The sequence below is a fragment of the uncultured Pseudomonas sp. genome (assembly GCF_943846705.1).
GTDB lineage: Bacteria > Pseudomonadota > Gammaproteobacteria > Pseudomonadales > Pseudomonadaceae > Aquipseudomonas.
On record NZ_OX044366.1, the window covers coordinates 2,700,665 to 2,720,109 of the forward strand.

17 protein-coding genes are annotated in these 19,445 nt (G+C 60.6%); 11 read left to right on the forward strand and 6 right to left on the reverse strand.

What is annotated here, in order from left to right; translation table 11 throughout:
* Positions 1–202 precede the first annotated feature (202 nt).
* Complete coding sequence (gene moaB, locus Q0V31_RS12675) at positions 203–742, forward strand: molybdenum cofactor biosynthesis protein B (protein ID WP_298188139.1); 540 nt, start codon at positions 203–205, stop codon at positions 740–742.
* Positions 739–1,953, forward strand: coding sequence for a gephyrin-like molybdotransferase Glp (gene glp / locus Q0V31_RS12680; protein ID WP_298188140.1), 1,215 nt, complete (start codon positions 739–741; stop codon positions 1,951–1,953). Before moaB ends, glp begins: the two co-directional genes overlap by 4 nt.
* An 89-nt stretch (positions 1,954–2,042) precedes the next feature.
* Here the strand turns inward: glp and Q0V31_RS12685 are convergent, their stop codons facing one another.
* Positions 2,043–3,068, reverse strand: coding sequence for an AraC family transcriptional regulator (locus Q0V31_RS12685; RefSeq protein WP_298188141.1), 1,026 nt, complete (start codon positions 3,066–3,068; stop codon positions 2,043–2,045).
* Positions 3,069–3,188: 120 nt separating this feature from the next.
* Here Q0V31_RS12685 and Q0V31_RS12690 point away from each other — a divergent pair, with 120 nt between their 5' ends.
* From Q0V31_RS12690 to Q0V31_RS12700, 3 genes are all read left to right on the forward strand, one after another.
* The gene (locus Q0V31_RS12690) at positions 3,189–4,784 is read left to right on the forward strand and encodes an FAD-binding oxidoreductase (protein ID WP_298188142.1); all 1,596 of its coding nucleotides are present in this window, start codon (positions 3,189–3,191) and stop codon (positions 4,782–4,784) included.
* 2 nt (positions 4,785–4,786) lie between these two features.
* Positions 4,787–6,370: a glycerol-3-phosphate dehydrogenase/oxidase gene (locus tag Q0V31_RS12695; RefSeq protein ID WP_298188143.1), complete on the forward strand. Its 1,584-nt coding sequence runs from the start codon at positions 4,787–4,789 to the stop codon at positions 6,368–6,370.
* 101 nt (positions 6,371–6,471) lie between these two features.
* Positions 6,472–8,031 carry an FGGY-family carbohydrate kinase gene (locus Q0V31_RS12700; RefSeq protein WP_298188144.1) on the forward strand — a complete coding sequence of 520 codons (1,560 nt, stop codon included), beginning with the start codon at positions 6,472–6,474 and terminating at the stop codon, positions 8,029–8,031.
* A gap of 103 nt (positions 8,032–8,134) precedes the next feature.
* Here the strand turns inward: Q0V31_RS12700 and Q0V31_RS12705 are convergent, their stop codons facing one another.
* Positions 8,135–8,833, reverse strand: a complete 699-nt coding sequence (locus tag Q0V31_RS12705) for a pirin family protein (RefSeq protein ID WP_298188145.1) — start codon at positions 8,831–8,833, stop codon at positions 8,135–8,137.
* Positions 8,834–9,054: 221 nt separating this feature from the next.
* Between Q0V31_RS12705 and yegS the strand changes: the two genes are divergently transcribed.
* Together yegS and Q0V31_RS12715 are read left to right on the forward strand one after the other, a co-directional pair.
* Positions 9,055–9,960 carry a lipid kinase YegS gene (gene yegS / locus Q0V31_RS12710; protein ID WP_298188146.1) on the forward strand — a complete coding sequence of 302 codons (906 nt, stop codon included), beginning with the start codon at positions 9,055–9,057 and terminating at the stop codon, positions 9,958–9,960.
* Between the two features lie 141 nt (positions 9,961–10,101).
* A complete protein-coding gene (locus tag Q0V31_RS12715) occupies positions 10,102–11,037 on the forward strand; it encodes a chemotaxis protein CheV (RefSeq protein WP_298188147.1) in 936 nt (311 codons plus the stop codon).
* A 37-nt stretch (positions 11,038–11,074) separates the two neighbouring features.
* On the opposite strand, the gene Q0V31_RS12720 is transcribed toward Q0V31_RS12715, so the two are convergent.
* The gene (locus Q0V31_RS12720; RefSeq protein WP_298188148.1) at positions 11,075–11,554 is read right to left on the reverse strand and encodes a DUF1499 domain-containing protein; all 480 of its coding nucleotides are present in this window, start codon (positions 11,552–11,554) and stop codon (positions 11,075–11,077) included.
* Here Q0V31_RS12720 and Q0V31_RS12725 point away from each other — a divergent pair.
* The gene (locus tag Q0V31_RS12725) at positions 11,553–12,359 is read left to right on the forward strand and encodes an MOSC domain-containing protein (RefSeq protein WP_298188149.1); all 807 of its coding nucleotides are present in this window, start codon (positions 11,553–11,555) and stop codon (positions 12,357–12,359) included. The two genes, Q0V31_RS12720 and Q0V31_RS12725, sit on opposite strands and share 2 nt — an antisense overlap.
* A gap of 50 nt (positions 12,360–12,409) precedes the next feature.
* On the opposite strand, the gene Q0V31_RS12730 is transcribed toward Q0V31_RS12725, so the two are convergent.
* Positions 12,410–14,335 carry a transglycosylase SLT domain-containing protein gene (locus Q0V31_RS12730; RefSeq protein ID WP_298188150.1) on the reverse strand — a complete coding sequence of 642 codons (1,926 nt, stop codon included), beginning with the start codon at positions 14,333–14,335 and terminating at the stop codon, positions 12,410–12,412.
* Positions 14,336–14,703: 368 nt separating this feature from the next.
* Here Q0V31_RS12730 and Q0V31_RS12735 point away from each other — a divergent pair, with 368 nt between their 5' ends.
* Positions 14,704–16,617, forward strand: coding sequence for an ATP-binding cassette domain-containing protein (locus Q0V31_RS12735; protein WP_298188151.1), 1,914 nt, complete (start codon positions 14,704–14,706; stop codon positions 16,615–16,617).
* A gap of 64 nt (positions 16,618–16,681) precedes the next feature.
* The gene (locus Q0V31_RS12740; RefSeq protein WP_298188152.1) at positions 16,682–17,368 is read left to right on the forward strand and encodes a hypothetical protein; all 687 of its coding nucleotides are present in this window, start codon (positions 16,682–16,684) and stop codon (positions 17,366–17,368) included.
* A gap of 39 nt (positions 17,369–17,407) precedes the next feature.
* On the opposite strand, the gene Q0V31_RS12745 is transcribed toward Q0V31_RS12740, so the two are convergent.
* Complete coding sequence (locus tag Q0V31_RS12745) at positions 17,408–17,848, reverse strand: universal stress protein (RefSeq protein WP_298188153.1); 441 nt, start codon at positions 17,846–17,848, stop codon at positions 17,408–17,410.
* Between the two features lie 84 nt (positions 17,849–17,932).
* Here Q0V31_RS12745 and Q0V31_RS12750 point away from each other — a divergent pair, with 84 nt between their 5' ends.
* A complete protein-coding gene (locus tag Q0V31_RS12750; RefSeq protein ID WP_298188154.1) occupies positions 17,933–18,370 on the forward strand; it encodes a hypothetical protein in 438 nt (145 codons plus the stop codon).
* 83 nt (positions 18,371–18,453) lie between these two features.
* Here the strand turns inward: Q0V31_RS12750 and Q0V31_RS12755 are convergent, their stop codons facing one another.
* Positions 18,454–19,272: a hypothetical protein gene (locus Q0V31_RS12755; RefSeq protein WP_298188155.1), complete on the reverse strand. Its 819-nt coding sequence runs from the start codon at positions 19,270–19,272 to the stop codon at positions 18,454–18,456.
* Positions 19,273–19,445 lie beyond the last annotated feature (173 nt).

Genomic DNA, 19,445 nt, shown 5'->3' on the forward strand with positions numbered 1-19,445 from the left:
AGTTTCGCCGGGCAAGTTCCCTGTTCGATGGTTATGAGCGCTGCGCTAGTAACGTCGGCGTATTCACGTTGCTCAGGACGTCAGCCGCCACCGACTAGTAGCATCGAGCCTGTTGGAAGGGGCTAAGAGCGGGCATGCAGAGCCTGCGAAAGCGCCCCTGTGATATAACGGCGGGCATTATCTCCATAACTGGAAGCCTGCCATGAGCCACAAGGCCGAGGCACATTTCGTGCCCCTGAATATCGCGGTTTTGACCGTTAGCGACACCCGCAGCCTGGAAACCGACACCTCCGGCCAGCTGTTTGTTGACCGTCTGCAGGCCGCCGGCCACCAGCTCGCTGCACGGGCCTTGCTGAAGGATGATCTGTACAAAATTCGCGCCCAGGTGGCCACCTGGATTGCTGAGGATCAGGTGCAGGTGGTGTTGATCACCGGTGGCACTGGCTTCACCGGTCGCGACAGCACGCCAGAAGCGGTGAGCTGCTTGCTGGATAAGCAGGTGGATGGTTTTGGTGAGCTGTTCCGGCAGATTTCCGTGGCAGATATTGGCACCTCAACTGTGCAATCCCGTGCTTTGGCCGGGATGGCCAATGGCACCCTGGTGTGCTGCCTGCCGGGCTCGACCAACGCCTGCCGCACGGCCTGGGATGGCATCCTTGCCGAACAACTGGATAACCGTCATCGCCCGTGCAATTTCGTCGCGCATTTGAAGCCAGTGGCGGCCTGCGAGAGCCGTGGATGAGCAGCGCTGACAAGCCAGGGCTGATGCCCGTTGAGGTGGCATTGGCGCGATTGCTGGCGCAGGCAGAGGCCTCGGAAATTGTTGAGACTGAACGCGTTAGCTTGAGCGAAGCCGATGGCCGGGTGCTGGCTGAGCCGTTACTTGCCGAACTGGATCTGCCGCCCTGGGACAACAGTGCGATGGACGGTTACGCCCTGCGCTTGGCCGACTGGACGGGGGAGCCGCTGCTGGTCAGTCAGCGCATTCAGGCTGGCAGTGCACCCATGCCGCTGCAGCCGGGTACCTGTGCGCGCATCTTCACCGGCGCGCCACTACCCGCGGGCGCGGATACCGTGGAAATGCAGGAAAACGCCGTGCTCGGTGATGACGGTCGCGTCGCTTTTAGTGAACCGCTGAAGCTGGCGCAGAACGTGCGCGCGCAGGGCCAGGAAACCCGCATTGGCGACAGCGTACTGCCTGTTGGCACACGTTTAGGGCCGATTGAGTTGGGCCTGGCTGCCTCCCTCGGTGTGGCAGCGTTGACGGTGCGCCGGCGGCCACGGGTGGCGGTATTGTCGACTGGCGATGAGCTGGTCGAGCCAGGGCTGCCCCTCGGCCCGGGGCAGATTTACAACAGCAATCGGCGGCTGCTGATGGCCTGGTTGCAGCGCTTGGGCTGCGCGGTGGTGGACGCCGGCATCCTGGTCGATGACCTTGAGCTGACCCGCGCGGCGCTCGGCGCACTGAGCGACGTTGACCTGATCCTCTCCACCGGCGGCGTGTCGGTGGGTGAGGCAGATTTTCTCGGCATAGCCCTGCGTGAAGAAGGCGAACTGGCGTTGTGGAAGCTGGCGATCAAACCGGGCAAGCCGCTGACCTGCGGACAGTTTCGTGGCGTACCGGTGATCGGCCTGCCGGGCAATCCGGCGTCGACGCTGGTGACTTTTGGCTTGCTGGCACGGCCTTATCTACTGCGCCGTTTGGGTGTGCAGCGGGTCGAGCCGCTGGGCTTTCCGCTGCCGGCGGGCTTCACCTGGCACAAACCGGGCAAACGGCGTGAGTACCTGCGTGCGCGTGTAGAAAATGGCCGGGTGGTGCCTTACCCCAATCAGAGTTCCGGGGTGCTGCGCAGCGCCGCCTGGGCCGAGGGTTTTGCCGAGGTGTTGGAAGACACGACACTGGCCGAAGGTGACAGCCTGCGCTTTATTCCACTGAGCGAAATCCTCGGATAAGGCGGCGTAGGATGGGTTGAACAGAGCGATACCCATGCTGTTGATTCGCTGATCAATGATGGGTTACGCCGCTGCGCGGCTAACCCATCCTACGGATTGCGTTGGCTTTCGCGAAATTCGCCGGGCGTTTGCCCGGTCCAGCTTTTGAAGCTGCGGTGGAATGAGCGCGACTCGCTAAAGCCCAGGTAGCAGGCGATATCCTGAATCGCCAGTTCGCTGCGCAGCAGGTAGTGCTCAGCCAGCTCCTGACGCAGCTCATCGAGAATCTGTTGGTAGCTGGTGCCGGCCAGTTGCAGGTGGCGCTGCAGGGTGCGCACGGTCATGTTGAATTTCTCGGCGACCCGTTCCTTACGCGGTAAACCGTCCTTGAGCAGCAGGCGCAGGGCGTTCTTTACCCGTTGCGGCAGCGGCTCGTTGCCGTCCAGTCCGGCCATCAGGGTCAGTGCATGTTCTTCCAAGGTGCGCAGCAGGTTGGCGTCGGCCTGACGCAGTGGCAGCGCGAGGTATTCCTGCGGCACGACCAAGGCATTGCAGCTTTGCTCGAAGCGAATCGGGCAGCCGAAAATCGCCTGGTAGTCCGCCAGTTTGGTGCCTTGCGGTTGCGCATGCTCAAACCAGACTTCAGCTGGTGAGCGCTGCATGTCGGCGATCCAGCGGGCATACAGCAGCCAGGACGCCAACACGTTTTCCACCATATGCCGGCGAATCGGTTCGGCCTGATGGCGGCAACTCCAAATCAGTTTGACCTGAGCATTAGAGGCTTCAATCCGGCTCACGCCCATGTCGCCGACCAGTTTTTCATAGGGCACGATGCGGCTCATGGCCTCGCCCAATGTGGCGCAATTCATGGCGATGTAACCCAGCACGCTCCATGAGCCGGGCTGCACAAAACGCGCGCAGTTCAGGCCAAATAGCGGGTCATCAGACACCTTGAGCAAATGCGCGAGCAGGCGCTCATGGGTTTCGCTGGGGATGCGCTTGCTATTGTCGGCCAGGTCTTCAGTCTTGAGTCCGGCCGCGCTCAAGGCCTGGTCGATATCCAACCCCAGCTGTTCGGCGTGGCGTAAATACTTGAGCAGGGCAGGGACTGAGGTGTAGCCGAGGTTGTCGGTCATCGTCTTATTCTGAATGTCTTGATTAGCGATAGCGCCTGGCCCGATTCGACAGTGACGCATCGAAGCGGCCGGCTAGTATAGGCAGCCATTGAGAGTGACTGAAATATCCGGGAGAAGCAGATGCGACGTTGGAATGGCTGGGGTGATGAAGCAACAGTGGTGGAACTGCCGGCCCATGGCGAGGCATTTCTCGCTGATTTGGTCGGGCCGGGCCAGGTGCTTGCCGATGCCAGCCTGGAGCAGGTGCTGGCTCAGGTGCCGGCTTCACGCCTGCAGTCGCACCGGCTGATCAGCCTGGAGGCACAAGACCGCGTACGGCATGCCCGCGGGCAAAGCCTGCCGGACTGGCTGGCGATGCGCTCCGGTGATTTTGGCGTGTTCCCTGACGGCGTGGCCTACCCGGAAAGTGCGTCGCAGATTGCCGAGTTGCTGGCCTGGGCCAGCACCCAGGACCTCATCGTGATCCCCTATGGCGGCGGCACTTCGGTGGCCGGGCATATCAACCCGCAGGCGGGGGATAAGCCGGTGCTGACCCTGTCGCTGGAGCGCATGATCAAGCTGGTCGAGATTGATCACGCCAGCCTGATCGCCACCTTCGAACCCGGCGCCAATGGCCCGCAAGTGGAAAGCCAGTTGCGCGCGCAGGGCTATACCCTGGGCCACTTCCCGCAATCCTGGGAGCTGTCGACCTTGGGTGGTTGGGTCGCCAGTCGTTCCAGCGGCCAGCAGTCGCTGCGTTATGGAAGGATTGAGCAGCTGTTCGCCGGCGGCAAGGTCGAGACCTTTGCCGGCACCTTAGAGATTCCGACCTTCCCGGCCTCCGCCGCCGGCCCGGACCTGCGTGAAGTGCTGATGGGCTCGGAAGGGCGTTTCGGCATCATCTCCGAGGTCAAGGTGCGCATCACCCGCCTGGCCGAGCAGGAAAATTTCTACGCGGTGTTCCTGCCTAGTTGGCAACAGGCGCTGGAAGCGATTCGTAGCCTGGCCCAGGCGCGGGTGCCGCTGTCGATGCTGCGCCTGTCCAACGCGATTGAAACCAAAACCCAGCTGGCGCTGGCCGGCCATCCGCAACAGATTGCCTGGCTGGAAAAATACCTGGCCCTGCGCGGTGCCCGCGAGGGCAAGTGCATGCTGACCTTCGGCGTCACCGGCAGCCGCACGCAGAACGCCGCCTCACTGAGGCAGGCGAAAAAGTTGCTCAAGGGATTCGGCGGCATTTTCACCGGCACCTTGCTGGGTAAAAAATGGGCAGAGAACCGCTTCCGTTTTCCTTACCTGCGCCATGGCCTGTGGGCCGCAGGTTATGCGGTGGATACTCTGGAAACCGCCACCGACTGGAGCAATGTCGACAACCTGCTCAATAAGCTCGAAACCAGCCTGCGCAATGGCCTGAGTGAAGAGGGCGAGCAGGTGCATGTGTTTACTCACCTGTCGCATGTTTATAACGAAGGCTCGAGCATCTACACCACCTACGTGTTTCGCCCCGGCAGCGACTATAGCGAGGCCATGGCGCGCTGGCAGAAGCTCAAGCACGCCGCCTGCCTGACCATCGCCGAGAATCGCGGCACCATCAGCCATCAACATGGCGTCGGCCGTGATCACGCGCCGTATTTGGCCGTGGAGAAGGGTGAGCTGGGCATGGCAGCACTCAAGAGCCTGGCCGGGCACTTCGACCCCGAGCAGCGCCTGGCACCCGGCGTGTTGTTGCAGGATTGATCATGACTCACTGGAACGCCGCCTGGCGCGCACAGGCAATCCCCGAACTGGCCGTCCGTGACTGGGACCTGATCGTCGTCGGTGGCGGCATCAGCGGTGCCGGTATTTTGCGTGAGGCGGCGCGGCGCGGCTGGAAGTGCCTGCTGTTGGAACAGCGCGATTTCGCCTGGGGCACCTCCAGCCGCTCGTCGAAAATGATCCATGGCGGTCTGCGCTATATCGCCAAGGGCCAGTTCGGCCTGACCCGTGACTCGGTGCGCGAGCGCCAGCGCCTGCTGCAGGAAGCGCCGGGGCTGGTCGACCCCTTGAGCTTTATCATGGCGCATTACCAGGGCAGCTTCCCCGGCCCGCGGGTATTCGGTGGCCTGTTGGCGGTGTATGACGCCTTGGCCGGCAAGCGCAACCATCTGTATTACCCGCTGCAGCAACTGCGTTACCTGGCCCCAGGCCTGAGAGAAGACCAGCTGCTGGGCGGCACCCAGTTTTATGACGCGGTAACTGATGACGCACGCTTAGTGCAGCGAGTGCTCGGCGAGGCGCGCGCCGAAGGTGGCGAGGCGCTCAACGGCATGCGCGTAGTCGAGCTGCTGCGTGAGGGTGGTCGGGTGACTGGCCTGATCGCTGAAGATGTGGAAACCGCTCAGCGGCATGGTTTCAGTACCCGCGCCGTCGCCCAGGCCACTGGCGCTTGGGCTGATCAGCTGCGGCAGAAAACCGGCCTGGAGCATATCCGTCCGCTGCGTGGCAGCCATCTGTTATTGCCCGCCTGGCGTTTGCCGGTGGCGCATGCCTTCAGCTTTATGCACGCAGCTGACAAACGCCCGGTGTTTGTCTTCCCCTGGGAAGGCGCGACCGTGATCGGCACCACCGACCTCGATCATCCTGCTCCACTGAGTGAAGAGGCGCGGATCAGTGCGGATGAAGTGGACTATCTGCTCGCTGCCTGCGCGCAGCAGTTTCCCGCCGCCGCGATTGCGGCTGCCGATGTCTTGTCGACTTGGGCAGGGGTACGCCCGGTGGTCAGCGATGGCGAGACAGGGCGCAAACCCTCTGATGAAAAACGTGAGCATGCACTGTGGGTCGAGCCCGGTTGCGTGACGCTGGCCGGCGGCAAGCTGACCACCTTCCGTTTGCTGGCGTTGGAGGTGCTGCAAGCCTGCGCACCGATGGTTGGGCGGACGGTGGCGGACCATGGCGCAGCCACTTTCGCAGCCGTGGTGAGTCCACCGATGGCCACGCTTAGCGCCGCTCAACAGCGGCGTCTAGCAGGCCGATATGGCCGGGCGCTGCCGCAGCTGCTGGCGTTGCTCGAGCAGCTGGGTAATCAGGCGATTGTAGGCACGGACACGCTCTGGGCCGAGCTGGCTTGGGCCGCCGAGCAGGAGCTGGTGCTGCATCTGGATGACCTACTGCTACGGCGTACCCGGCTTGGCTTGCTGTTGGCCCACGGTGCCGCTGCTGAACTGCCGCGTATCCGCGCGCTGTGCCAAACCCGCCTAGGCTGGGATGACGCACGCTGGCAGCAGGAAGAGCAGCGCTATCTGGCGTTGTGGCAGCAGTGCTACAGCCTGCCGGCAGAGAAATGATGGGTATCGCCTTGCTCCACCCATCCTACAAAGCATGGTTCGACCCTAGGACGGGCCTAAGCGCAGCGATATACACCTGAAATAATAAGAAGGATTGCGTCTTGAGCGAGAAAAGCTACCTGCTGGCCATCGATAATGGCACCCAAAGTATCCGGGCGTTGTTGTTCGATCTCCAGGGCAACCTGCTCGCCAAGGGCAAGGTCGAGCTTGAGGCCTATTACTCCACGCAGCCCGGCTGGGCCGAGCAGGATCCGGAGTATTACTGGGCCAGTCTGGGCCAGGCCTGCGAGCAGCTTTGGCAGCAGATCGACATCGATCGCAGACTGATCAAAGGCGTCTCGCTGACTACCCAGCGCGGCACGCTGATCAATGTCGACGAGCAGGGAACGCCACTGCGTCCGGCGATGCTCTGGCTGGATCAACGCCAAGCCGAGGTGCGTGAACCGATCAAAGGTCCGTGGGGCTGGCTGTTCAAACTGTTGAGGCTGCAGGCCACGGTGGACCACTTTCGCGCCCAGGCCGAGATCAACTGGGTCGCGCAGAACCAGCCGGACATCTGGGCGAAGACCGATAAAGTGCTGCTGCTTTCGGGTTTCCTCACTCACCGTCTGTGCGGGCGTTTTGTTGACTCGTTAACCAGTTGCGTGGCCTATTTGCCATTCGACTATAAGCGCCTGCAGTGGGCCAAAGCCGGTGACTGGAAATGGCAGGCCATGCCCGTACGCCGTGAGCAGCTGCCGCAGTTGTACAAACCTGGTGAAGTGCTTGGCCATATCAGCGCCATGGCCAGCCAACACACCGGGATTCCCGAGGGTTTGCCGCTGATCGCCGCCGGTGCGGATAAAGCCTGCGAGGTGCTTGGCGCGGGTGGTGTCGAGCCTTCCACGGCCTGCCTGTCTTATGGCACCACGGCGACCATCAATACTACGCGCAGTCGTTACCTGGAAACCGTGCCGCTGATCCCGCCTTATCCCTCGGCGATCCCTGATCATTTCAATACCGAGGTGATGATCTATCGCGGTTTTTGGATGGTCAGCTGGTTCAAGCAGGAGTTTGGTCTGCGCGAAATGCAACGCGCGAAAACGCTGGATGTTGAGCCCGAAGCGCTGTTCGATGAACTGGTCAACAGCGTGCCGGCCGGGTCCATGGGGCTGATGTTGCAGCCGTATTGGTCGCCGGGTATTCGTGAGCCAGGCCTGGAGGCTAAGGGCTCAATCATCGGCTTTGGCGATGTGCACACGCGTGCGCATATCTATCGGGCGATTCTGGAAGGCTTGGCCTATGCCCTGCGTCAGGGTAAGGAGAAGATCGAGAAGCGTTCGGGCACTAAAATCACCCGGCTGCGGGTGTCCGGTGGCGGTTCGCAGAGCGATGCCGCCATGCAGCTCACCGCGGATATTTTTGGTCTGCCGGCCGAGCGCCCGCACCTGTATGAAACCAGTGGGCTGGGCGCGGCGATCAACTGCGCCGTGGGCCTGGGCCTGCATCCGGATTACCCGACTGCAATCAAAGCCATGACCCGGGTTGGCCGGGTGTTTACGCCCAACCCCGAGGCGCAGCGCACCTATCAGCAGCTGTACACCCAGGTTTATCAGCGCATGTACAAGCAGCTTAAGCCGTTGTACCAGAGCATTCGCAAGATCACCGGCTATCCGGCGTAGGATGGCTTGAGCGTAGTGCTGCCCATCGGGCATATCGAAGGGTTACGCTTTCGGCTAACCGATCCTACGACTCGCGAGCCTTTGCCCAGATGTATGGGGGCGATTAGGCCACATCCACCAAGATGACCTCACTGTCCGCAATGGCGGTTACGCGGATCACCTCGACATCGCTTACCGCGACACCATCACGGGCCTGGGCCGCAACGCCGTTAACCTCGATGTTACCGCTGGCGGCGACTAGGTAAGCCCTGCGCGCCGCGCCAAGCGGATATTCGGCGCTTTGCCCCGCCTGCAAGGTGGCGGCGGCCATCCGGGCGTGGGCGCGAATAGGCAGCGCGTCCTGGTCATCGGCAAAGCCGCTGGCCAGAGTGACGAAGGCCCCGGCGCGTTCGCCTTTGGGGAACGGCTTGGCGCCCCAGGAAGGAGGCAAACCGGCTTGGTTGGGTTGAATCCAGATTTGGAAGATTTTTGTGGTGCTGTCTTCCAGGTTGTATTCACTGTGGGCAATTCCGGTACCGGCGCTCATCACCTGCACATCGCCCGCTTCGGTACGGCCTTGGTTACCCAGGTTGTCCTTGTGGGTGATGGCTCCTTGGCGCACATAGGTGATGATTTCCATGTCGCGGTGCGGGTGAGTTGGGAAACCCGTTTGCGGGGCAATCTCATCATCGTTCCAGACCCGCAGCGGGCCCCAACTCATGCGTGTCGGCTCATAATATTCGGCGAAGGAAAAATGGTGACGGGCATTCAGCCAACCATGGTCGGCAGCGCCGAGCTCGGCAAAGGGACGTACTTCGATCATCTGCGTATCCTCATAAATCAACGCTGGACGGGTCAGTTACAGCGTTCGGTTGTCGTGTGAGGATAATCAGATAAAATATGATGATTTAAAATGCGTGTTTTCTGCTGTAAATAATCTAATTATTAGATCTTTATCGGTCTGGCGGTTTACTCAGCAACCAATGCGCGGCCGCTGTGGTCTGCATCTTTCATGTGTTGGCTCATCGGGTCTTGGAGAAAAGGATGCTTGAAGTCCACGAACGTAAAGCGCTGCTAATCCTGCACGGCAAACAAGCCCTTAATGCTGAGGTGAGGGCGGCGGTGGAGGCGCGCCGCAAAGACGGTTGGCAGCTGGATGTGCGCGTCACTTGGGAGGCCGGTGACGCCCAGCGCCTGGTGAGTGAAGCGTTACAGGCGGGTTACCCGACGCTGATCGCTGGCGGCGGCGATGGCACCCTGCGTGATGTGGCCGAAGCCATGGCCCAGGCCAAAACCAACGCCAGCCTGGTGCTGTTGCCACTGGGCACCGCCAATGATTTTGCCTGTGCTGCAGGTGTGCCAATTGAGCCTTGGGCGGCTCTGGCTTTGCTGGATGTGCCGGCGCAGCCGATTGACCTGGGCGAAGCCGACGGCCTGGTGTTCCTTAATATGGCCACTGGCGGGTTTGGTTCCAACGTCACCGCCAATACCTCGGAAGATCTCAAACGGGTCCTCGGCGGCGCGGCTTACTTCCTGACGGGGCTCACCCGGTTTGCTGAGGTGCAGTCCTCGTTTGGCCGTTTTAGCGGCCCGGATTTTCACTGGGAAGGCGAGTTTCTGGCTCTTGGCATTGGCAACGGTCGCCAAGCCGGTGGCGGCCATGTGCTGTGCCCGCAGGCGTGGGTTAATGATGGCTTGCTGGATGTGTGCATTGTTCCGGCCGCGACTGATGTGGTCGGCACCCTGGGCACGTTCTTGTCTGGCGGGATTAATGGCTTGCAGAGCGTGGCCATTAGCGCGCGACTGGCTTGGCTGGAAGTCGACGCACCGCAAGGCCTGGACCTCAACCTGGATGGCGAGCCGATGGAGAGTCGAAAACTGCGCTTTGCTGCAATGCCCGCCGCCCTGCGCGTGCATTTGCCGGAAAACTCGCCACTGCTGGTGAGTTAAGTCAGGCCTGGTAAGTTCTGCACCACGCGGGTGTGCAGCTCAGGCATTGCTTATTTACCTTCAGATGCGAGGCACATGGCCGATACACTAGGCCATGGCTATTTGAGCTAGGTTAAATCGATCAGTGAACAGGAGCGCATGATGGCCGGTATTCTCGACGCAGTGAATCAACGCACCCAGTTGGTGGGCGAGAACCGCCTGGAAATTCTGATGTTCCGTCTGGCCGGCCGGCAGTTGTTTGCGATCAACGTGTTCAAGGTGCAGGAAGTGCTGCATATGCCCAAGTTGACGCTGATGCCGCAGCGCCACCGGTTTGTCTGCGGGGTGGTTAACCTGCGCGGGAAAACCCTGCCGGTGATCGATCTGTCACAGGCGATTGGCATGCGCCCAATTGTGCCGGATGAGCGCAGTACCATTATCGTCACTGAATACAATCGCTCGGTGCAGGCATTTCTGGTCGGTGGGGTTGAGCGCATTCTTAACCTCAACTGGGAATCCATCCTGCCGCCACCGGGTGGGGCCGGTCGGCAGCATTACCTGACGGCAATTACCAAGGTTGACGAGCAGATTGTCGAAGTCATCGACGTGGAAAAGGTGCTGGCGGAAATCACCCCGATGAGTACCAAGGTTTCTCCGGAAAAGCTGGCCGAGCCGCTGCTGGAATACGCCAGGGGGCGCGAAGTGCTGCTGGTGGATGACTCCACTGTGGCCATGAGTCAGCTCAAGGGCACCATGGCGCAGCTGGATATCCGTTGCCATTGTGCCAGTGATGGCCTACGCGCCTTGAACCTGCTGAAAGGCTGGGCGGATGCCGGGGTAGATGTGCCTGAAAAACTGCTGATGGTGATTACCGATGCGGAAATGCCGGAGATGGATGGCTACCGTCTGACCACCGAGATCCGCAACGATCCGCGCCTCAAGGACTTGTACATAGCGCTACACACCTCATTGTCCGGCAGCTTCAACGAAGCCATGGTGAAGAAGGTCGGTTGCGACAACTTCCTCTCTAAATTCCAGCCGGACAAACTGGTGGATGTGGTGTGCGAGCGCCTGGCTCTGCTGCATCCAACCGAATAGGCCAGAGGGCAGCGTCAGGCCAACTGGCGCTGCCGGGTTACTCGCTCAAACGCTTGCGTAAGTGCTCGATGCGCTCGCGGTTGACCTCGAAGTCCGCATGACCCAGGCGTGACGCCGAGCGTACATCCACCGCGGCCTCGCCGACCATAAACTCCACATCATCAACAAAGCGCATCAGCTTGCTGCTGAATTCTGCGCGCAAATACCCTGGCGCTTCCGCCACCAGCTTCACCCGTGGTTCTTCACTGAGCAGCGCCTTGAGGCGCGCCTGGGTTTGTTCGGCAGACCCCTTGAGCGGCAGCGGCTCGATGGCGTGCCGAGTATCGCTGGCCTGGCTATTCACGCAATTTGGTGAGTCCGGGCAGGCGGCCAGGCGGCCGTCATGAATGCCCAGGTTGTCGGGCGGGCTGCCGCTGCAAGCGCTCAACAATAGAACCAAAGGCAGGGCGAGTGCAGGCTTGTGGGTGCGGCGGGTTACTCGTATAAATGTGGTTTGCCAAAGGGAAGCTGGGTTCATGTTGCATCTCTCCGGGTTGTACCGTTATCCACTGAAGTCAGCAGCGGGCGAGGCTTTGCGCGAAACGGCGCTGGATGCTCTGGGGGTAAAGGGCGATCGCCGCTGGATGGTAGTCGATACGCAAACGGGGCGCTTCCTTACACAGCGCTTGCTGGCGCAACTGACGCAGTTGCAGGCGCGCTGGCTGGGCAGCACACACCTGCAGTTGAGTGCGCCCGGCATGGCCGACGTAACGGTGGCGGTACCGGGTGAGCATGCGCCGCTGCGTGCTGTGACGATCTGGAGCGACAGCCTGCAGGTGCCGGATGCAGGGGATCAAGCGGCACAGTGGTTGAGTCAGTGGCTCGGCCGCGCCTGTCGCCTGGTGCAAGTGCCGCACGCGCGTGCGCGGCAGGTCGATCCGGGCTATGCCAATGTCGGCGATAAGGTGGCGTTTGCCGATGGCTTCCCCTTGTTGCTAATTGGCCAGGCGTCGTTGGATGACCTCTCTGCCCGCGTCGGGCAGGCGTTGTCGATGCTGCGTTTCCGTCCGAACCTGGTGGTCAGTGGCGGCCAGCCTTATGCCGAAGACAGCTGGAAGCGGATTCGTATTGGCGAGCTGGAGTTTCGCGTGGTCAAGGGCTGTTCACGCTGCATCATGACCACCCTCGACCCACAAACTGGCGAGCGCAGTGCAGACCGTGAGCCGCTGACCACCCTAAAAACCTACCGTGAGCGCGAAGGCCAGGTGTATTTCGGGCAGAACCTGATCGCGTGTGGCGCAGGCCATTTACGCTTGGATATGCCGGTTGAGGTACTGGCGTAGGGCGGCTAATGCACGCTCAACCGCTGCGGTTGCGCGTGCAGGGTGAACGACTATTGGTCGAAGTAACGCTCGTGCCAGGCCACCAGCGGCTGCGGCGCATTGAGCTTGTCGCCGTAGATCACCGAGTAGGACAGCACGTTTTGCACGTACTGGCGGGTTTCATCAAACGGGATGTTCTCGATCCACACGTCATACGACAGGTGATCCGCCCCACGCAGCCACTGGCGTACGCGGCCTGGGCCGGCGTTATAAGCGGCGGAGGCGAGCACGCGGTTACCGTTGAACTGGCCGTAAATCTGGCTCAGGTAGGCGGCGCCCAGCTGGATATTGACCTCCGGTCGATAGGCCAGCTGCGGTGATGACAACGGAATGCCGAAGCGTTTGGCGGTTTCCTTGGCTGTAGCGGGCATCAACTGCATCAGGCCCATGGCCCCGACCCCGGACTTGGCGTCGGTCATAAAGCCGCTTTCCTGGCGAGTGACGGCAAATACCCAGCTGGCATGAATGTCGCGGTTACGCGCTTCACGCACCAGTTGATCACGGTGGGCCATCGGGAAGCGCACATCCAGATCATCCCAGTACTGCGCCTGGCTGATGGTGCGGATGGCCGGGAAGTACCAGCCCATCTCATAGGCTAGGCGGGCCTGGGCGACCATTTCATCGCGGCTGAACAGGCGCGTGACGTTGTACCACTCGCGCCGGCCATCGGCGATCTGGCCGCGGGCGTGGAATTCCAGTGCGCGGCGAATGGCTGCCGAATTACGCACTTTTTGAATGGTTTGCGGGCTCAGAGCCAGCGGTTTGTTATTCAGCTGATAGGGCGCCTGGACTTGATCGGCGGCCATAAAGCCATAGAAATCACGCTCTTTGGAGAGCGCTTGATAGAGTGCTTTCGGCTCTTGGCTGTTGGGTTGCGCCAGTTGCAGGCTGCGTGCCTGCCAGTAACGCCAGCGGTTGGTGTTGCCCAACTCGGCCGGCATCTTGCGGGTCAGCTGGTTGGCTTCCTCCCAGCGGCCCAGGCGCAGCAGCAGGCGTGCACGCCATTCGCTGACCGTGTTGTCGCGCAGTTCTGGATCGTATTTAGCCATGACCTGCAGGGCGCGAGCATCGAAACGCTTGGCCAGGGTCAGGCCTATTTCACGGGCGATAGCGACCTGCTCATCGCTGGAAAACTTCATGCGCTGGGCATAGTGATCGAGCAGTTTGAGGGCGCTTTCCGGGTCCTGGCGCGCCAGGCGACGCAGGCCAAGGCCAACGACGTCCGCCGTGGCTGGGTCGGTGCGGGTGAAGCGGCCGGTCTGTTTCAGCAGCTCGGGCTTTTGTGCGACCTCAAGCAGATCTTTGCCTTGGTTGCCCAGGGTCGGCATGGTCTTGCCCAGGTAGGTGACCAGGCCATAGTTACGCGCCTCGGCGGCCAGTTTGGCGCGTTGCCAGCGCTTCTGTTCGGTGAGTTGACCTTCGGCGGCCCAGCGCTCAAAGAGCGGGTCGCAGGCATTGGGTTGCGATTTGCCCACCAGCCAGAGTTTTTCGGCGCTGGCGTTACCTTCGGCGCGCATGCCATGGCTCAGTTGATATTGGCCGTACAGGCAGTCGAGCTCGGTAAAGTTCAGCGCCGGATCGTAGTAGTTGATAAAGGTTTGCCATTCACCGCGTTCGGCCAGCCAGCGCAACCAGCGCAGTTTCATCCAGCTGATCTGCGGCAGGTCGCCGTGTTCGGCGAGGAATTTTTCAATCTCGTCGTTGCTCGCCCATTTCAGCCGCGCCGTCAGCTCGTCATAGGCCAGGTAAGGCTCCAGCGGGTAGTCGCGCAGGGCGCTGGCGTAGCGCTGGTAAGGGCCTTGGTCGCCTTTGGCCAGTGCGGCTTTGGCTTGGTCGTAATACAGACGCTGTTGCGTCAGAGTCGCGGCGTGGGCCGTAGAGAGCCCCAGTGAGGACACCAATAGACATGACAATAGGCTGAACAGGGGACCGCGCATGACACTTCCAGGCAAATAGTGCGTAAAGCCCTAGCTTAGTCGTTTGCCTATGTGGGGTGAAGGATCAATACGTGGCTGCGGACAATTGTTGGCAATGATCGCCGCCAAACCACTGCGGGCGTGCTAGAGCGCTTGGTGCCTGAGTGCTGGGCAGCAAAGTCAGGATTTACCCGGCGTGCCAGCGAAATTGCCTGCTCGGCCCGCGCGCTTCTCGGTTAGAATACGCGCCCTGTTTTGCGGGTGCCTCGGGCGGCCGCAGATGATTTTCTGGGTGTTTCAGGTTACCGCTGTGCGCTAGATACAACGAAGCTCGTTGTTCAGCTGCGGATATACCGGCTTTCACCCGTCGTTTTTTGTTGAGGCGTGCCATGACCCTGCTCAAGTTCACTGATATTTCCCTGGCCTACGGCGCAATGCCGCTGTTGGACAAGGTGTCTTGGCAGATTGCCCGGGGTGAGAGGGTGTGCATCATCGGCCGCAACGGCACCGGCAAGTCGAGCATGATGAAGCTGGTCAAGGGTGACCAAAAAGCCGATGACGGCGCGGTTTGGCGCGCGCCTGGGTTGAAAATCGGTGAACTGCCGCAGGAGTTGCCGCTGGCCGACGAGCGTACGGTGTTCGACGTGGTTGCCCAGGGCCTGGACGGTGTCGGTGAGCTGCTCGCGCAGTACCACCACTTAGCGCAGAACTGTGTCACCGAAGATGACCTGAATAAGCTGATGCACGTCCAGCAGGACCTTGAGGCCCGCGACGGCTGGCGCTTGCAGCAGCTGGTCGACAGCACCCTGAGCCGCTTGCAGTTGCCGGCCGACAAAACCCTGGCTGAGCTCTCGGGCGGCTGGCGTCGTCGCGTGCTGCTGGCGCAAGCGCTGGTCTCTGAGCCGGATTTGCTGCTGCTCGATGAGCCGACTAACCACCTGGATATCGGTGCGATTGCCTGGTTGGAAGAGGCCTTGAGTGATTTCCAGGGCGCGGTGCTGTTTATCACCCACGACCGTTCCTTCTTGCAGAACCTGGCCACGCGCATCCTCGAGCTGGACCGTGGTGGCCTGATCGACTGGAACGGTGACTACGCCAGCTTCCTGGTGCACAAGGAAGCCACGCTGGCGGCCGAAGAAACCGCCAATGCGCTGTTCGATAAGCGTCTGGCCCAGGAAGAAGTGTGGATTCGTCAGGGCATTAAAGCCCGTCGCACCCGTAACGAAGGCCGTGTGCGTGCCTTGAAGGCCCTGCGTGTTGAACGCAGCGAGCGCCGTGAGCGCACGGGTAAAGCCAACATCCAGCTGGAAACTGCGGAGAAATCCGGCAAGCAGGTGATGGTCTTGGAAAACGTCAGCTTTGCCCATCCGGGCGGCCCGTTCCTGATCAAAGACTTCTCTATGGTGCTGCAGCGCGGCGACCGTATTGGCCTGCTCGGGGCTAACGGTACTGGCAAAACCACTTTGCTCAAGTTGATGCTCGGCGGCTTGCAGCCTACCAGCGGTGAAGTGGCCGAGGGCACGCGCATCGATGTGGCCTATTTCGACCAGTTGCGTCACCAGCTCGATCTGGAAAAGACCGTGATCGATAACGTCGCCGAAGGTCGTGACTTTATCGAGATCGACGGGCAGAACCGTCATGTGCTGAGCTACCTGGGTGACTTCCTGTTTAGCCCGCAGCGTGCGCGCACCCCGGTCAAGGCGCTGTCCGGTGGTGAGCGGGCACGCCTGTTGCTGGCCAAGCTATTCAGCAAGCCGGCCAACCTGCTGGTGCTGGACGAACCGACCAACGACCTCGACGTAGAAACCCTGGAGCTGCTTGAGGAGGTGTTGTCGGTCTTCCCCGGCACAGTGCTGATGGTCAGCCACGACCGGGCCTTCCTCGACAACGTAGTGACCAGCACCCTGGTCTTCGAAGGCGAGGGCAAGGTGCGTGAGTACGTCGGTGGCTATCAGGACTGGCTGCGCCAAGGCGGTTCGCCGCGTTTGCTCGGTGTTGGCGAAAGCAAGACGGGTAAGCCGGAGTTGGCTTCCGCCGTGGTGCCTGCGCCGGTTGCTGCGGAGCCTGTGGCTGCCGAAGCGAGCAAGAAAAAGCTCAGTTATAAATTACAGCGCGAGCTTGAAGCCATTCCTGGGCAGATCGATGTGCTGGAGGCGCAGGTTGCCAGCTTGCAAGAGCAGATCGGCTCACCGAGCTTTTATCAGCAGCCTGCGGAAAAGACCGCTGAGGTGTTGGCGCAATTGCAGGCAGTGCAGCATCAGCTGGAGCAGTTGGTTGAGCGTTGGGCTGAGCTGGAAGGCTAATCTCGCGGGCTAATAAATAGCCAGCATGCTCAAGTAGGACTTCAGGCTTCTGGCGGAGACAGTCATGGCCATCGAGTACAGCATTACTCTCGACGACGATCACCAGTTCAGCTACAGAATCGAGCTGGATCGGGTGTATGCGGTAGAGGCTGCACAAAGCGCTCCGGCCTGGACGCGTCTTGAATATCAGCAGTGCAGTAATTGCCCGCTGAGTAAAGGCAACTTCAGCCATTGCCCGGCGGCTGTTGACTTGCACCGGGTGGTGGAGGATTTCCAGGGGCTCCCGGCGTTCAAGAAGGCGGCTGTGTGGGTGCGCACGCCGGAGCGTGAGTACAACAAGCAGGTTGGCCTGGAGGAAGGCTTGCGGGCCTTGCTTGGGGTGATCATGGCGACCAGTGCCTGTCCGGTGCTGGGCAAGCTTAAGCCCATGGCGCAGCACCATCTGCCATTCGCCAACAGTCAGGAGTTCACTCTGCGGGCAGTGTCGCTGTACCTCACTCAGCAATACTTCAATCTGCGTGAAGGGCATGCGGCTGATTGGGAGCTGAAGGGTTTGGTGCGGATGTTCCAGCAGTTGCAGCTGGTTAATCAGGCGTTCTGGCAGCGCATTCATGCGACCTGTGAGGGTGACTCTAACCTCAAGGCATTCCTGACCTTCTTCTCCATGGCCTCGAGCATGACCTATTCGCTGGAGACCCAGCTGCAAAAAATCCGCCCGTTGGTCATGGGCTCAGGCGATAACAGCAAATAACGCGAGTGCAGTAGCACTGGCGTTATTTGCTTGCGCGCGTTACTCGGCTTTCTTCAGTCGCACGGCCAAAACATCGCACGGGGCGCCGTGAAGTACGTCGTTAGCGGTCGAGCCGAGTAGCAGGGCAAGGCCATGGCGGCCGTGGCTGCCGACGATGATCAGGTCGCACTGTTGTTCTTCGGCGAGGCGATGGATTTCCTGGCGCGGCTGGCCATAAGCCAGGTGGCGCTGCTCGGCGCCTAGGTCAGGATGCTTGTCGGCAAATTTGTCCAGGCGCTCGCGGGCTTGATCGAACTGCTGTTGTTGCAGCATCGACAAATCCATCGGTACGTCACCGCCAAAGGCCATGGCCATGGGCTCGACGATATGCACCACGGATAACTTGGCACCGCTGCTGGTAGCTAGTTTCTGCGCGCGGTGCATGACCGGGTCGCATTCCTCGGTAAGGTCGACAGCGACCAGAATGTGCAGGTAGGGCATGGGTAGCTCCTTACAAGGGGATCGATGGCTTTAGTATGGCCTTCTTGAGTGCATATAACAGGCTTTTGCCTGCGAGATAACGATATGAGTCCTTGGTTTGTGGTTTTGCTCCTGGCTGTAATGTTAAGTCCGTTGGCCTGGCTGGCCCCGTCACGACGTCAGCGCGGGCAAATGGATGTGCGTCTGCAGGCTCGGCGTATGGGTGTGGCTATGCAACTGTCGCCGCAGGCATGGCCGCATTGGTTGCTGCGGCAGCCGCCAGAGTCGTGTCCGCAATATCATCACGCGCGCCGTCGAGGTCGGGTCGATAGTTGGTGCTATTGGCAGCTGGAACCGGGGCAATGGGTCAATAAGTGGCGTGAGCCCTGCGCCGATCAGCCGTTGTTGGGCCAATTGCAGGCATTGCCGGCGGATGCGTTCAAGGTCGAGGCGACCGATCAGATGCTGTCGATATGCTGGGGCGAGCGCGGGGCGAGCGCGGCATTGGAGAAAATTGTCGGCTTTCTTAAGGCTAACGCCTGAATAAAGCCCGGCCCAGTGCAAGCGCTGGGCCGGGCTACGGCTAAGTCGGCCGATGCCGCGAATGCAGAGGGCGGTGCGCATGCTCAGAGGCTGGTCGCTGCGTACTGGGTGGCAATCTGTTCGATGCCCTCAATGATGGTGTTGGAATACTTGTTAACCAAAAATGGCACGCTGTTTTCGTTGTAGTTAATCAACGAATTTTCGATATAGCGCCATTTGGTGGCTACCTCGCCCCAGGATTGTTTGAGTTGTGGGGTGTTGCTCGAATCATTCTCCAGTGTCGCCAACGTGCTGGCGAACTCGCTGACCATGTCCTCAATCGGGCGTGCATCGCCGCCGCCCATAAAGGTGGCTCCCACCGAGGCGCTGCGCGAAGCGTAATCCACGGCGATACCTTGCATCAGCAGGCTTTGCTCGCGGCTATGCTGGGTCAGCGCGGGCACGCTGTAGCTGCCTTCTTGCTGGATCTTGCTGTACAGCGCCTGGCTCAGAGCCATTAATTGCTGGTTGCGTACGGCCAGATCTGCCACTGGTTGCAGGTCGGTATAGCCCTGGGTTTTCAGTGCGCTGGTTAGGTTGCTGAGATTGGCTTGATAGCCCTGCCAATGTTGATCCAGTTGCGAGCGCAGGGCTTTCGCGCCCTCGCCGGGCATCTCTGTGAGCGCACTCAGGTGGGTGTTCACCTCGCTCTGCGACTCATTGATCATCCGCGCATAGCGTTGATCACCTTCCATGCCATTAAACATATAAAAATCGCCGAGGGTTTTTTGTGCGGCTAGGCGCAGCTGGTGCAGCTTAAGCAGGCTGGTGGCTGTGTCTGCGGCTAGGGCGGCGGCGCTGAAGAGGGGGAGGGTGGTCGCGAGCAGGGTGCTCAAGGCAATAGCAAGCATGCGGCTCGGCATGGCGAAACTCCGTGCGCCCTGGGTCGGGCTGTAATTGTTTTTGTTATTAATTACGGCCTGTAAACGGCTGTATTGAGACGACTGTACCTGTAGCTAAATTATTTTGCTAGGCATGCGCGAGAACGCTCGGTTGTAGCTGGGCTGTTGTTAATTCGCTACATTTCGTGGTGGAT